Consider the following 13,315-nt stretch of genomic DNA (forward strand, 5'->3'; position numbering starts at 1 on the left):
TCGCGCCACGGCCCCGGCCCCGCCATACTGTCGCTCCCCACCGCACGGAACGGGACCTCATGACCGCAGACATCAGGGCGGACCACAGACCGGCGTCGCCGCCCCTCACGGAGCGCCAGGAGGCGCGGCGCCGCCGCATCCTGAACGCCAGCGCCCAGCTCGCGGCCCGCGGCGGCTTCGACGCCGTGCAGATGCGGGAGGTGGCCGAAGCGGCCGGGGTGGCCCTGGGGACGCTGTACCGCTACTTTCCGTCCAAGATCCATCTGCTGGTCGCGACGATGCAGGACCAGCTCCAGCACATGCACACGACCCTGCGGAAGCGGCCGCCGGCCGGCGCGGACCCGGCGGACCGGGTCGCGGAGACCCTGATGCGGGCCTTCCGGGCGCTCCAGCGCGAGCCGCAGCTCGCCGACGCCATGGTCAGGGCGCTGACCTTCGCGGACCGCGGGGTGAGCCCCGAGGTGGACACCGTCTCGCGGCTGACGACGGCGATCATCCTGGACGCGATGGGCGCGGAGCACCCCACCCCTGAGCAGCTGTCGGCGGTGCGGGTGATCGAGCACACCTGGCACTCGGCGCTGATCACCTGGCTTTCGGGGCGCGCCTCGATCGCACAGGTGAAGATCGACATCGAGACGGTCTGCCGGCTGATCGACCTGACGGCACCGTCCCCGGGGACGGACTCCCCGGCGAGCTGAGCCGTCCCGCCCGGGCCCCCGGCGGCCGGTCCACCGGGGGCGCGGGCGGCCGCGGGTCAGGAGGTCTTGGCTCCCGCCTTGGCGTTGGCCTCCGCGAGGGCGGCCGCGCAGTCCGGGCCGCTGTCGACGGCGACGAACATGACGAGCTTCAGCGGGCCCGCGGAGTGGTTGCTGGCCTGGAGCTGCCAGCTGCTCTTCTTCAGGGACTTGATCACCGAGCCGCCCTGCCCGGAGCTCCGCTCCTCGTTCCAGCCGCCCTTGGTCAGGGTCGCGACCGTGTCCGTGTAGGACTTCGCCGGGTCCTTCGCCTTCTCGGCGTCGGCCGTCCAGCTGACCATGCACTCCTTGGCCTCGGCCGGCACCGGGTCGCCCGAGCTGTCCTGGGTGAAGCCGGCCCCCGTCGCCGCGTCGGTGAGCTCCTTCGTGACCGCGGCCACGGTGAGCCGCCCGTCGCTCGAACCGCCCGAGCCGCCCGTCGTGGACGAGCCGGCCGAGGACGAACCGCCGGACGCCGAACCGCCCTTGTCCGCACCGCCCTCGCTCCCGCAGCCCGCGACCAGCAGCACCACACCGGCGGCCGCGGCCGCCACCATCGCCTTGCGCACAACACTCCCGAATACGCACGCACGAAGGCCTGTTGCCCCCGTTTTCAAGGGCACAGTTTTGCACGTGGAAACGGACCGCGTACGCAACAGGGCTTTTCCTCAGCCCTGTTCGGCGTCCTCCCCGAACAGGGTCTTCTGCTCCTCCTCGGTGAACCGGTTCCAGCACGCGGTCTCCGTCGCCTGCAGCGAGACCATCTCCATGTCCATCGACCCTCCGGAGCCGACGTGCCGGGCGTACAACACCCAGCCGCGCTTCCTGAGCGTGATCTGGACCGTGCTGCCGCCCTTCTCGTCGAGCTTCTCCACCTGGCGCTCCCCCTGCACCCAGTCCTCGCCGGCGAGGGCCGTGACCGCCTTCTCGAAGGCGCCCTTCACCCCGTCGACGGACGGGCCGAGGTACTGCCAGGCGGCGGTGCAGGCGGCGGCCCGCTCCTCGAGCCGCTCCCGCTCCGTGGACGGCGTGGGACGCGGCGTGGCGGCCGTGGGGGTCGCGCCGGCTCCCGCGCGGCCGGACTTCGGCAGCCCCGACGTCTCGACGGCGGCGACGATCTCGGCCTGCGCCTCCTCGCGGCCGAAGGCCGAAGCGGCGGAGGCCCCGCCCCCGGTACCCGCGCCGGTCCCGCACCCGGCCACGAGGGCCACCGCCGCCGTCGCTCCCGCGACCGTCACCCACCCGCTGCCCCGACCCCGCATGACTGCCCCGCTCCCTGCGCCTGTGTACATGTGCCGAGGGAGTCTCACACACGCGGTACGCGCAGGTCACGGCGGTTCCTGAGCCGAACCGGGCGGGGGTGGCCGGGCCGGGACAGCCGGTCGGGGCCGCCGAACCGGGGCAGCCGGGGCGGGGCAGCCGGCTACTCCTCCGGGGGGAACACCGGTTCCCCGCCGTCCGCGAGGGTGATCGTGATGGCCTCCACCGGGCACCCCTCGGCCGCCGCGAGGAGGCGTTCGCCCGCGTCGGACTCCGGTTCCACCGGGTGCGACTGGCGGGCCGTGTCGAGGCGGAAGCCGTCCGGGGCGTGGTTGACGCACATGCCGGAGCCGATGCAGACGCTCCGGTCGACCTCGACGTGCCAGCGGTCTCCCATCACGCGCCGCCCTCGTAGCCGGCGGGCAGGTGGATCATCTTGTGCTCCAGGTACTCGCCGAGGCCCTCGGGGCCGAACTCCCGGCCCAGGCCGGAGTTCTTGTAGCCGCCGAACGGGCCGAGCATGTCGAGGCTGAAGGTGTTGACGTTGAAGGTGCCCGTGCGGACGCCCCGGGCGAAGTCGACGCCGTGCTCCACGTCGCCGGTCCAGACGCTGCCGCTGAGCCCGAAGTCGGAGTCGTTCGCGATCCGCAGGGCCTCGGCCTCGTCCCCGTACGGCAGGAGGCAGATCACCGGGCCGAAGATCTCCTCGCGGGCGATCCGCATGGAGTTGTCGACCCCGCCGAAGAGGGTCGGCTCGACGTACCAGCCCCGGTCGAGCCCGGCCGGGCGGCCGCCGCCCGCGAGGACCTTGGCGCCCTCGTCCTGGCCGATCCGGATGTAGTCGAGCGAACGCCGCTGCTGCCGCTGGGCCACCAGCGGGCCGACCTGGGTGGCCGGATCGAGCGGGTCGCCGACGACCAGCGCGCCGGCCGCCGCCGCGAAGGCCTCGGCGATCTCCTCGTACCGCGAGCGGGGGGCGAGGATGCGGGTCTGGGCCACGCACGCCTGGCCGTTGTTCATCCAGGCCGCCGGGACGATCCCGGCGACGGCGGTCGCGAGGTCCGCGTCCGGCAGGATCACGGCGGCCGACTTCCCGCCGAGTTCGAGGGTGACGCGGGTGAGGTTGCGGGAGGCGACCTCCATGACCCGCTTGCCGGCGGCGACCGAGCCGGTGAAGGACACCTTGTCGATCCCGGGGTGGCCGACGAGGTACTCGCTGACCTCGCGGTCGGCGGGCACGATGCTCAGCACCCCCTCGGGCAGCCCGGCCTCGGTGGCGATGTCGGCCAGGATGTACGAGTCGAGGGGCGACTCCGGCGAGGGCTTGAGGACCACCGTGCAGCCCGCGAGCAGCGCGGGCCCCAGCTTGGCGGCGGCGGTGAACTGCGGCACGTTCCACGGGACGACGGCCGCGACCACCCCCACCGGCTCGCGCCGCACGAGCAGCGGCCCGAGGACGCCGCCGCGCCGCTCCTCGTACGTGAAGTCGCGGGCGACGGTGATCGCCGCGTCCCACACCATCATCGCGCCGAGCGCCTGGGCGAGCACGGACCAGGAGTACGGGGAGCCGTTCTGCGCGCTGATGGAGCGGGCGATCTCCTCGTGCCGGACGGCGATCGCGTCCTTGATGCGGCCGACGACCGCGATCCGCTCCTCCAGCGTCATCCGCGGCCAGGGCCCCTCGTCGAAGGCCCGGCGCGCGGCGGCGACGGCGGCGTCGACGTCGGCGGTGGAGGCGTGCGGGACGCGGCCGATGACCTCCTCGGTGTGCGGGGAGACGACCTCGATGACGTCCGCGCCGAGCGGGTCGGTCAACTCCCCGCCGATGAACAGCTTTCCGTGCTCCACAAGCTCGGTCATGACCGCCGCCTTCACGAGGAGATGAATTCCCTGACGATGCCTCAGAACTGATACCAGTTCTAGTTATGATGGGCAACGGTTCAGGCACGCACCCCGTACCGCCGTGGAGAGATGAGGAACCCATGCAGGGATCCACGCAGGGACCCGCCCCCCGGGTGACCGAGCACGGCGGAGGCGTCTGGGCGCTCCGGGTGCCCATCCCCGACAACCCGCTCGGCCACACCCTCGTCCACGTCCTCGACACCGACCGCGGCCCGGTCCTCGTCGACACCGGCTGGGACGACCCCGACTCCTGGACCGAACTCACCGCCGGCCTCGACGCGCTGGGGCTCTCCGTACGGGACGTGCACGGCGTCGTCATCACCCACCACCACCCCGACCACCACGGCCTGTCCGGACGGGTCCGCGAGGAGTCCGGGGCCTGGATCGCCATGCACGCCGCCGACACCGCCGTCGTCCGCCGCACCCGCGAGGCCGAGCCGGGCACCTGGCTCGACTACCTCGCCCGCAAACTCGCCGCCGTCGGCGCCCCCGAGGACCACCTCGCCCCGCTGCGGGCCGCCCGCGCCCCGGGCCGGACGCGCACCCTCCCCGGGCTGCGGGCCGCCCTCCCCGACCGCGAGATCGTCCCCGGCGAACTCCTCGACCTGGCCGGCCGGCGGCTGCGCGCCATCTGGACCCCCGGCCACACCCCCGGCCACGTCTGCCTCCACCTGGAGGAGGAGCACCCCGCCCGACGGCCCGGCCACGGCCGGCTCTTCTCCGGCGACCACCTGCTGCCCGGCATCACCCCGCACATCGGCCTCTACGAGGACCCCGACGACGCGACCGAGACCGACCCCCTCGGCGACTACCTCGACTCCCTCGAACGGATCGGGCGCCTCGGGGTCGCCGAGGTCCTCCCCGCCCACCAGCACTCCTTCACCGACGCCGCGGGCCGGGTCAGGGAACTCCTCGACCACCACGAGGAACGGCTCACCGGTCTCCTCGGCCTCCTCGCCACCCCGCTCACCCCCTGGCAGCTCGCCGTACGGATGGAGTGGAACCGCCCCTGGGACCAGATCCCCTACGGCTCCCGGAACATCGCCGTCAGCGAGGCCGAGGCCCACGTCCGCCGCCTGGTGAAACTCGGCCGCGCGGAGGCGGTGCCGGGGACGGAGCCGGTGGCGTACGTGGCGGTGTGAGGCGGCTCGCACCCGCCGAGGTGGCCGGTGTGAGGCGCCTCGCACCCGCCCGGGCGGCCGGTGTGAGGCGGCTCGCACCCGCCCGGGCGGCGGGCGTACGGGCCGGTAGAGTGGGCGGGTCGTCATCATGCCCGTACGGGGGGGAAGCCGGTGCGAATCCGGCCCTGACCCCTCCCCAAGCTCTCGGCTCCGCTCGAGCAGGGGACACCCCGGCCCGTGAGCGCTCCCCGCCGGGAGACGCGAGTCGGAAGGCCCCGTCCGGGACGTGACCGCCGGCACCGTCGAGGAATACGGAGCCGGAGCCTGGTGCCCCAGAGGCGTGCCGGTGCCCGGCCGCAGGAGAGGGCCCCATGAACACCGTCCGCCGCGGCGCCGCCGCGCTCGCCGCCGCCACCGCCCTGCTCGGCACCGGAGCGGCCGGAGCGGCCACCGCCGCGCCGTCCCCCTCCCCCTCGCCCGTCACGATCCCCGACGGCCTGTACGGCACGAAGGACCCGACGTACGACGGTGTCTGGCGTCAGTCCCTCGCCTTCCTCGCCCAGCGCGCCGCCGGTTTCCAGCCCTCCGACAAGGCCGTGGGCTGGCTCTTCGACCAGCAGTGCGAGGACGGTTCGTTCAGCTCGTTCCGCGCGGACGACAAGGCGCCCTGCGACGCGAAGACCATGCGGGACACCAACGCCACCGCGCTCGCCGTGCAGGCGCTCCAGGCGGTCCGGAACCAGTCCACCTTCCCCGAGAAGGCCGACAAGGCCGTCAAGGCGGGCAGCGACTGGCTGCGGAGCGTGCAGAACAAGGACGGCGGCTGGGGCTACAACCCCGGCGGCGCCAGCGACGCCAACTCCACCTCGGTCGTCATCGGCGCGCTCGCCGCGACGGGCGCCCGGCCGGCCTCGTTCACCTCGGCCGAGGGCCGCACGCCGTACGACGCGCTCCTCACCTTCGCGCTGCCCTGCTCGGACAAGGCCGGCCCGGGCGCCTTCGCGTACCAGCCGGACAAGGCGGGCAAGCTGCTCGCCAACGCGGACGCCACCGCCGCGGCCACCCTCGCCGGGCTCGGCAAGGGCGTCGTCGCCACCAAGGCCTCCCCCGAGCAGCCGCCGGTCTGCAACGACCTGTCGAAGCCGACGATCGAGCGGGCCTCGCTCAACGGCGCCTCCTACCTCGCCAAGGCGCTCGCCAAGACCGGTCACCTGAACCTGCCGCCGATGCCGGGCGCCACCGACACCAGCGAGCAGCCCGACGTCGGCAACACCGCCGACGCCGTCGTCGCGCTCGCCGCGTCCGGCGCCGCGAAGGAGGCGAAGCCCGCCCTGGAGTGGCTGGAGAAGAACTCCGCCGCCTGGGCGAAGGAAGGCGGCCCGGCCGCGTACGCCCAGCTGATCCTGGCGGCCCGCGCGACCGACACCGACCCGCGCGAGTTCGGCACGGCGGACCTGGTGGAGCAGCTCAACGCCACCGGCCCGGCGCCGAAGACCCCGGACACCTCGGCCTCCTCGACGAGCGACGACGAGGGCGGCTTCGACGTCTGGTGGATCATCGGCATCGGCATGGTCGTCGGCGTCGGCATCGGCTTCCTCGTGAGCGGCCGCAAGAAGTGACCCTCGCGAGAAGGAACGGCGCCCGGGTCGCGGGCGCCGCGGCCGGGGCGCTGCTGACCCTGACCGGGGTGGTCGCCGCGGCGGCCCCCGCGCAGGCGGCCGGCTACCGCTACTGGTCGTTCTGGGAGAGCGCCGGCGGCAAGCCGTGGGCGTACGCCACCCAGGGCCCGGCCACCGCCCGCCCCGCGGACGGCGACGCGATCGGCTTCCGCTTCGCGATCAGCAACGGCACGAACGACACCTCCCAGCCGACCGTCACCCCCGACTTCCCGGGGATCTGCGGAGGCGTGGCGCAGAAGGACGGCACCAAGCGGGTCGCGGTCGTCGTCGACTTCGGCGGCCCCGCGGACGCGCCGCCCGGCGAGACCCCGCCCGAGAAGCTGATCAAGGTCGGCTGCGCGCAGGTCCGCGAGGACGCGACGGGCGCGGAGGCGCTCGCGGCGGTGGCGAAGCCGCTGCGGTACGACAGCGCGGCCATGCTGTGCGGCATCGCGGGCTACCCGGCGCGGGGCTGCGGCGAACCGGTCGGCGACCAGGCCGCGGCGTCGGCCGCGCCGAGCGCCTCGGCGTCCGCCGGCGAAGGCGGCGGGGGCCCGTCGCTCGGCGTGCTCGTCGGCGGCGCGGCCGTCCTGGCGCTGGGCGGGGCGGCGGTCTGGAAGGCCCGCCGCCGCGGATGAACCTGCGCGTCGCCCTCCGTGCGCCCGAGGCGGACCGGGCCAACGCCCTGCACGCGGGCGCGTGGTGGCTGTGGGCGCTCGGCCTCGCCGTCGCCGCCTCCCGCACGACGAACCCCCTCCTGCTCGGGCTGCTCGTGGGGGTCGCCGGCTATGTCGTGGCGGCCCGCCGCACGGACGCGCCCTGGGCGCGCTCGTACGGCGCGTTCGTCAAGCTAGGCCTGTTCGTGGTGGCGCTGCGGGTCGTGTTCTCGCTGATCCTCGGCTCCCCCATCCCCGGGACGCACCAGCTGTTCACGCTGCCCGAGGTGCCGCTGCCCGACTGGGCGCAGGGGGTACGGATCGGCGGGCGGGTGACGGCCGAGCAGCTCGTCTTCGCGGTGTACGACGGTGCCAAGCTGGCGACCCTGCTGATCTGCGTGGGCGCGGCGAACGCGCTCGCCAACCCGGCGCGGCTGCTCAAGTCGCTGCCGGGCGCGCTGTACGAGGCCGGGGTCGCCGTCGTCGTGGCGATGACCTTCGCGCCGAACATGGTCGCGGACGTGGCCCGGCTCCGGACCGCCCGCCGGCTGCGCGGCCGCCCCACGGGCGGGGTGCGCGCGGTCCTCCAGATCGGCCTGCCGGTCCTGGAGGGCGCCCTCGAACGGTCGATCGCGGTGGCGGCGTCGATGGACGCGCGCGGCTACGGGCGGACGGCCCGGGTCCCGGCCTCGGTACGGCGCACCACGAACGTCCTGACCCTGGGCGGGCTCCTCGGCGTCTGCGCCGGTTCGTACGGGCTGCTCGCGGCGGAGGGCGCGGGGTACGGGCTGCCGCTGCTCGGCGCCGGGCTGCTCGCGGCCATGGCCGGGCTGCGGCTCGGCGGCCGCCGCACGGTCCGCACCCGCTACCGGCCGGACCGCTGGGGGGCCCGGGCCTGGCTGGTCGCGGGCTCGGGGGTGGCGGTCGCGGTCCTGATGATCTGGGCGAACGCGTACGCGCCGGAGGAACTGCACCCGGGGGTCGTCCCGCTGGAGGCGCCGGAGCTGCCGCTGTGGCCGGCGGTGTCGGTCCTGGTGGGCCTGGTGCCGGCGTTCGTGGCCCCCGTACCCCCCGCGAAGGAGAAGACGTGATCCGCTTCGAGAACGTCTCGGTGACATACGAGGGGGCCGACGAGCGACACGAGCCCACCCTGCGGGACGTGAACCTCACCGTCCCCGAGGGCGAGCTCGTGCTGCTCGTCGGACCGTCCGGGGTCGGCAAGTCGACCCTCCTCGGCGCGGTCTCCGGCCTCGTCCCCCACTTCACCGGCGGCACCCTGACCGGCCGGGTCACCGTCGACGGCCGCGACACCCGCACGCATCCGCCGCGTGAGCTGGCCGACCTGGTCGGCACGGTGGGGCAGGACCCGTCCGCGCACTTCGTCACCGACACGGTCGAGGACGAGCTGGCGTACGGGATGGAGTCCCTCGGCCTGGCGCCCGGCGTCATGCGGCGCCGCGTCGAGGAGACCCTGGACCTGCTGGGCCTCGCCGAACTCCGCGACCGCCCGATCGCCACGCTCTCCGGCGGCCAGCGCCAGCGGGTCGCGATCGGCTCCGTCCTCACCCCGCACCCGAAGGTCCTGGTCCTCGACGAGCCGACGTCCGCGCTGGACCCGTCGGCGGCGGAGGACGTCCTGGCGGTGCTCCAGCGCCTGGTCCACGACCTGGGCACGACGGTCCTCCTCGCGGAGCACCGCCTGGAGCGGGTCGTGCAGTACGCGGACCAGGTGCTGACGCTGCCGGAGGGCGTGATGGGATCCCCCGCCGAGATCATGGCCGTGTCGCCGGTGCATCCGCCCGTGGTGGGCCTCGGACGCCTGGCCGGCTGGGACCCGCTGCCGCTCACGGTGCGGGACGCGCGACGGCGGGCGGGGGGCCTGAAGGCGGAGCTGGAGGGGCGGACGTGGAATCCAGCCCGTCCGGCGTTTGAGGACCGGGGTTCGGACGGGCCGGAAAATTCAGCCCCGCCGGCGTTTGAGGCGCGGGGGTCCGGGGGCGGAGCCCCTGGTTTCGGGAAGGGGCGGGGTGGGGGAATCAACCCCTTCAAGCGGCGCCGCACCCCCGCCCCGGCCCCCGCCACGACTCCCCTCGTCCTGACCGACGCCCTCGCCGTCCGCCGCGGCCGCGTCGAGGCGCTCCGTCGCGTCGACCTCCGGGTCCAGGCGGGCGAGACCATCGCCCTCATGGGCCGCAACGGCGCCGGCAAGTCCACCCTGCTCTCCGCCCTCGTCGGCATGATCGCCCCCACCTCCGGCACCGTCCGCGTCGCCGGCCGGGCCCCGCACGCCACCAGCCCCCGGGAGCTGATCCGGCAGGTCGGCCTCGTACCGCAGGAGCCGAGGGACCTGCTGTACGCGGACACCGTCGCGGCCGAGTGCGTCGCGGCCGACGCGGACGCGGGCGCGGAGCCCGGGACGTGCCGTGCGCTGGTGTCCGAGCTGCTGCCGGGGGTCTCGGACGCCACCCATCCCCGGGACCTGTCGGAGGGGCAGCGGCTCGCGCTCGCGCTGGCCGTCGTCCTGACCGGTCGCCCGCCCCTGCTGCTCCTGGACGAGCCGACCCGGGGCCTGGACTACGCGGCGAAGGCCCGGCTGGTCGCCCGGCTCCGTACGCTCGCCGCCGAGGGGCACGCGATCGTGCTCGCGACGCACGACGTGGAGCTGGCGGCGGAGCTGGCGCACCGGGTGGTGATCATCGCGGACGGCGAGGTGGTGGCGGACGGCCCGACGGCGGAGGTGGTGGTCTCCTCCCCGGCGTTCTCGCCGCAGGTCGCGAAGATCCTGGCCCCGCAGCCGTGGCTCACGGTCGAGCAGGTGGCGGAGGCACTGCGGTGAGCGAAACAACCAAGGCGGGCGGACCGGCGGGCGAGCGCGGCGGGAAGGCGAGCGGCGGGGCGGGAGGCCCGGCGGGCGGCCGCGGTGGCAAGGCGGGAGGCCCGGCGGGCGGCCGCGGCGGCAAGGTGGGCGCACGCCCCGTACGGCTCGGTCCACGTTCCGTGACCGCCCTCGTCCTCGTCTCCCTCGTCGGGCTCGCCGCCTTCTGCTGGCCCCTCTTCGCGGACGCCGGCTCGGCCGTCACCTCGCACGCCGGTGACGCCCCGTGGCTGTTCGCCGCGCTGCTTCCGCTGCTCGTCGCGGTGGTGGTGGCGACGATCGCCGACTGCGGGATGGACGCGAAGGCGGTGGCGATGCTGGGCGTGCTCGCGGCGGTCGGCGCGGCCCTGCGGCCGCTGGGGGCGGGGACGGCCGGTCTGGAGCCGATGTTCTTCCTGATGGTGCTGAGCGGCCGGGTCCTGGGCCCGGGCTTCGGCTTCGTCCTCGGCGCGGTGACGATGTTCGCGTCCGCCCTGCTCACGGGTGGTGTGGGGCCGTGGATGCCGTTCCAGATGCTGTCGATGGGCTGGTTCACGATGGGCGCCGGGCTGCTGCCGGGGCCGGGCCGGCTGCGGGGCCGGGGCGAGTTGCTGATGCTCTCGGCGTACGGCTTCGCGGCGGCGTTCGCGTACGGCACGATCATGAATCTGCAGGGCTGGGTGCTGCTCCAGGGCCTGAGCAGCGGCATCTCGTTCCAGCCGGGCGCCCCGCCGTACGAGAACCTGGTCCGTTTCCTCGCCTATGTCACGGCCACCTCCCTCGGCTGGGACCTGGGCCGCGCCGTTCTCACCGTGGTCCTCACCCTGACCATCGGCGGCACCCTCCTCAGGGCTCTGCGGCGGGCGACGCGGCGGGCCAACTTCGAGGCCCAGGTCACATTCGGGGGCCTCGAAAAGCCCCCGGCGGGTGAGGCGCCCCACAGGACCTACGTCACGTACGAGCCGGAATAGTAGCCGGGCGGTACCCTCCCAAATCGCCCACAGCAGGGCATGACCTGCGCAAACGCCCACCGGACCAGGTCCGGGACCTTCCCCCGGGGTCCGAACCTTCCTCGTACAGGGGGTCGTTGCATCGGCGTTCCGGCCCTGCTTCTCTGGTGGACGTCGCCAGGCAGCCGGTGCTCACCGCAGCGCCTCGGACGGCCGGTTCCCCCCAGTTCCCGGGTTCCCCGGGCTCTGGTTCCGGCTTGCCGAAAACGCCTGGCGCGCCCCTTGTCCCCGACGTTAGGTCGAAACCTTGATCCGCTCGCTCGCCACTCGCGTCTCTGCCCGCAAGAAGACCTTCGCCGCCTCCGCAGCCGTGCTGCTGGGCGCGTCGGGTGCGGTGCTCGGCACGACGGGCTCGGCCTCGGCCGCCAGCCCGCAGGAGCTCGCCCGAGAGATCGTCCCCGCTTCGCAGTACGCGTCGTTCAGCAAGATCGTGGAGCACGAGTCGCACTGGAACCACACCGCGACCAACTCCTCCAGCGGCGCCTACGGCCTGGTCCAGGCCCTGCCGGCCTCGAAGATGTCCTCGGCCGGTTCCGACTGGAAGACCAACCCCGCCACCCAGATCAAGTGGGGTCTCAACTACATGAACGAGCGCTACGGCTCCCCGAACGCCGCCTGGGCGTTCTGGCAGGCCAACGGCTGGTACTAAGAGTCACCGCCGCACCAGCGCCCTCCGCAAGGCCCCGCCTCCCGTCAGGGAGGGCGGGGCCTGCGGCGTTTTCCGGTCCTTACAGGTCCCTACAGCCGCTGGATGATCGTCCCGGTCGCCACCGCCCCGCCCGCGCACATCGTGACCAGCGCGAACTCCTTGTCCGTCCGCTCCAGCTCGTGCAGCGCCGTGGTGATCAGCCGCGCGCCGGTCGCCCCCACGGGGTGGCCGAGGGCGATGGCGCCGCCGTTGACGTTGACCTTCTCCAGGTCCTGGTCGAAGACCTGCGCCCAGCTGAGCACCACCGACGCGAAGGCCTCGTTGATCTCGACCAGGTCGATGTCCCGGAGCGACATCCCGGCCTTGCCGAGCACGGCGCGGGTGGCGTCGACGGGCCCGTCGAGGTGGAAGTGCGGGTCGGCGCCGACCAGGGCCTGGGCGACGATCCGGGCGCGGGGCTTCAGCTTGAGGGCGCGGGCCATCCGCTTGGAGGCCCACATGATCGCGGCGGCGCCGTCGGAGATCTGGGAGGAGTTCCCGGCGGTGTGGACGGCGGTCGGCATGACCGGCTTGAGCCGGGCGAGCCCCTCCATGGTGGTGTCGCGCAGGCCCTCGTCGCGGTCGACGAGCCGCCACATGCCCTGTCCGGCGGCCTGCTCCTCCTCCGTGGTGGGGACCTGGACGGCGAAGGTCTCGCGCTTGAAGCGTTCCTCGGACCAGGCGTTCGCGGCGCGTTCCTGGGAGAGCAGGCCGAGGGAGTCGACGCGTTCGCGGGTGAGGCCGCGGTGGCGGGCGATGCGCTCGGCGGCCTCGAACTGGTTGGGGAGGTCGACGTTCCATTCGTCGGGGAAGGGCTTGCCGGGGCCGTGCTTGGACCCGGAGCCGAGCGGGACGCGGGTCATGGACTCGACGCCGCAGCTGATCCCGATGTCGATGACGCCGGCCGCGACCATGTTGGCGACCATGTGGCTGGCCTGCTGCGAGGAGCCGCACTGGCAGTCGACGGTGGTGGCGGCGGTCTCGTACGGCAGGCCCATGGTGAGCCAGGCGGTGCGGGCCGGGTTCATGGACTGTTCGCCGGCGTGGGTGACCGTACCGCCGACGATCTGCTCGACGCAGTCGGCGTGGATGCCGGTGCGGCCGAGGAGTTCACGGTAGGTCTCGCCCAGGAGGTAGGCGGGGTGGAGGTTGGCGAGTGCGCCTCCACGCTTGCCGATGGGGGTGCGTACGGCTTCGACGATGACGGGTTCCGCGGCCATGAGCTCGTCCTCTCCTCGACCGGACGGGGCGTCCCGGCAGCCCGTCGGTCGGCGTCACGGGGGAACTAGTACGCGTTCTAGTTCTGAGTGCAGTCTTATGACTGCTACCGCGGGTACGCAAGGGTCCGGGAGGCAACAGTTCCCGTTCCGACCCTTGCTACTTGTAGAACTCGTTACTAACTTTCCCGGCAACTTCTGATGGTCCATCAGAT

General features: G+C 73.9%; 13 protein-coding genes. 8 read left to right on the forward strand and 5 right to left on the reverse strand.

Translation table 11 applies throughout. The annotated features are described in order from the left end of the window. The first annotated feature begins 59 nt into the window (after positions 1–59). Entirely contained in the window at positions 60–698 is a 639-nt protein-coding gene (locus tag DEJ43_RS10065) for a TetR family transcriptional regulator (protein WP_015033239.1), read from the forward strand. A gap of 56 nt (positions 699–754) precedes the next feature. On the opposite strand, the gene DEJ43_RS10070 is transcribed toward DEJ43_RS10065, so the two are convergent. The 4 genes from DEJ43_RS10070 to DEJ43_RS10085 all read right to left on the reverse strand — a co-directional run bounded on the left by DEJ43_RS10070 (position 755) and on the right by DEJ43_RS10085 (position 3,854). Further along, positions 755–1,303: a hypothetical protein gene (locus tag DEJ43_RS10070; protein ID WP_015033240.1), complete on the reverse strand. Its 549-nt coding sequence runs from the start codon at positions 1,301–1,303 to the stop codon at positions 755–757. Between the two features lie 99 nt (positions 1,304–1,402). Then, positions 1,403–1,996: a hypothetical protein gene (locus tag DEJ43_RS10075; RefSeq protein WP_145953695.1), complete on the reverse strand. Its 594-nt coding sequence runs from the start codon at positions 1,994–1,996 to the stop codon at positions 1,403–1,405. A gap of 161 nt (positions 1,997–2,157) precedes the next feature. Further along, the gene (locus DEJ43_RS10080; protein ID WP_041662327.1) at positions 2,158–2,391 is read right to left on the reverse strand and encodes a ferredoxin; all 234 of its coding nucleotides are present in this window, start codon (positions 2,389–2,391) and stop codon (positions 2,158–2,160) included. Then, positions 2,391–3,854 carry an aldehyde dehydrogenase gene (locus tag DEJ43_RS10085; protein WP_015033243.1) on the reverse strand — a complete coding sequence of 488 codons (1,464 nt, stop codon included), beginning with the start codon at positions 3,852–3,854 and terminating at the stop codon, positions 2,391–2,393. Before DEJ43_RS10085 ends, DEJ43_RS10080 begins: the two co-directional genes overlap by 1 nt. A gap of 122 nt (positions 3,855–3,976) precedes the next feature. On the opposite strand from DEJ43_RS10085, the gene DEJ43_RS10090 reads away from it, so the two are divergent. From DEJ43_RS10090 to DEJ43_RS10120, 7 genes are all read left to right on the forward strand, one after another. Then, on the forward strand, positions 3,977–5,038 hold the full coding sequence (locus tag DEJ43_RS10090) for a Strvi_7410 family MBL fold metallo-hydrolase (RefSeq protein ID WP_015033244.1): 1,062 nt from the start codon (positions 3,977–3,979) through the stop codon (positions 5,036–5,038). A 350-nt stretch (positions 5,039–5,388) separates the two neighbouring features. Continuing rightward, complete coding sequence (locus DEJ43_RS10095) at positions 5,389–6,636, forward strand: SCO2321 family membrane protein (RefSeq protein ID WP_015033245.1); 1,248 nt, start codon at positions 5,389–5,391, stop codon at positions 6,634–6,636. Further along, a complete protein-coding gene (locus DEJ43_RS10100) occupies positions 6,633–7,313 on the forward strand; it encodes an SCO2322 family protein (protein WP_015033246.1) in 681 nt (226 codons plus the stop codon). The genes DEJ43_RS10095 and DEJ43_RS10100 overlap by 4 nt, the downstream gene beginning before the upstream one ends. Then, complete coding sequence (locus tag DEJ43_RS10105) at positions 7,310–8,422, forward strand: energy-coupling factor transporter transmembrane component T family protein (protein WP_015033247.1); 1,113 nt, start codon at positions 7,310–7,312, stop codon at positions 8,420–8,422. Before DEJ43_RS10100 ends, DEJ43_RS10105 begins: the two co-directional genes overlap by 4 nt. Continuing rightward, positions 8,419–10,167: an ABC transporter ATP-binding protein gene (locus tag DEJ43_RS10110; RefSeq protein WP_015033248.1), complete on the forward strand. Its 1,749-nt coding sequence runs from the start codon at positions 8,419–8,421 to the stop codon at positions 10,165–10,167. Before DEJ43_RS10105 ends, DEJ43_RS10110 begins: the two co-directional genes overlap by 4 nt. A 125-nt stretch (positions 10,168–10,292) precedes the next feature. Next, entirely contained in the window at positions 10,293–11,156 is an 864-nt protein-coding gene (locus DEJ43_RS10115) for an ECF transporter S component (RefSeq protein ID WP_015033249.1), read from the forward strand. A gap of 286 nt (positions 11,157–11,442) precedes the next feature. After that, positions 11,443–11,844 (forward strand): aggregation-promoting factor C-terminal-like domain-containing protein, encoded by a 402-nt coding sequence (locus DEJ43_RS10120; RefSeq protein WP_015033250.1) that lies wholly within the window; start codon positions 11,443–11,445, stop codon positions 11,842–11,844. An 89-nt stretch (positions 11,845–11,933) separates the two neighbouring features. Here the strand turns inward: DEJ43_RS10120 and DEJ43_RS10125 are convergent, their stop codons facing one another. Next, positions 11,934–13,103, reverse strand: coding sequence for a steroid 3-ketoacyl-CoA thiolase (locus DEJ43_RS10125; RefSeq protein ID WP_015033251.1), 1,170 nt, complete (start codon positions 13,101–13,103; stop codon positions 11,934–11,936). Positions 13,104–13,315 lie beyond the last annotated feature (212 nt).

It is taken from the genome of Streptomyces venezuelae ATCC 10712 (genome assembly GCF_008639165.1).
GTDB lineage: Bacteria > Actinomycetota > Actinomycetes > Streptomycetales > Streptomycetaceae > Streptomyces > Streptomyces venezuelae.

Bases quoted from the DNA above. Each gene is read 5' to 3' on its own strand.
- DEJ43_RS10080 (WP_041662327.1), bottom strand. From the start codon at position 2,391: ATGGGAGACCGCTGGCACGTCGAGGTCGACCGGAGCGTCTGCATCGGC.
- DEJ43_RS10075 (WP_145953695.1), bottom strand. From the start codon at position 1,996: ATGCGGGGTCGGGGCAGCGGGTGGGTGACGGTCGCGGGAGCGACGGCG.
- DEJ43_RS10065 (WP_015033239.1), top strand. From the start codon at position 60: ATGACCGCAGACATCAGGGCGGACCACAGACCGGCGTCGCCGCCCCTC.
- DEJ43_RS10095 (WP_015033245.1), top strand. From the start codon at position 5,389: ATGAACACCGTCCGCCGCGGCGCCGCCGCGCTCGCCGCCGCCACCGCC.
- DEJ43_RS10125 (WP_015033251.1), bottom strand. From the start codon at position 13,103: ATGGCCGCGGAACCCGTCATCGTCGAAGCCGTACGCACCCCCATCGGC.
- DEJ43_RS10085 (WP_015033243.1), bottom strand. From the start codon at position 3,854: ATGACCGAGCTTGTGGAGCACGGAAAGCTGTTCATCGGCGGGGAGTTG.
- DEJ43_RS10105 (WP_015033247.1), top strand. From the start codon at position 7,310: ATGAACCTGCGCGTCGCCCTCCGTGCGCCCGAGGCGGACCGGGCCAAC.
- DEJ43_RS10090 (WP_015033244.1), top strand. From the start codon at position 3,977: ATGCAGGGATCCACGCAGGGACCCGCCCCCCGGGTGACCGAGCACGGC.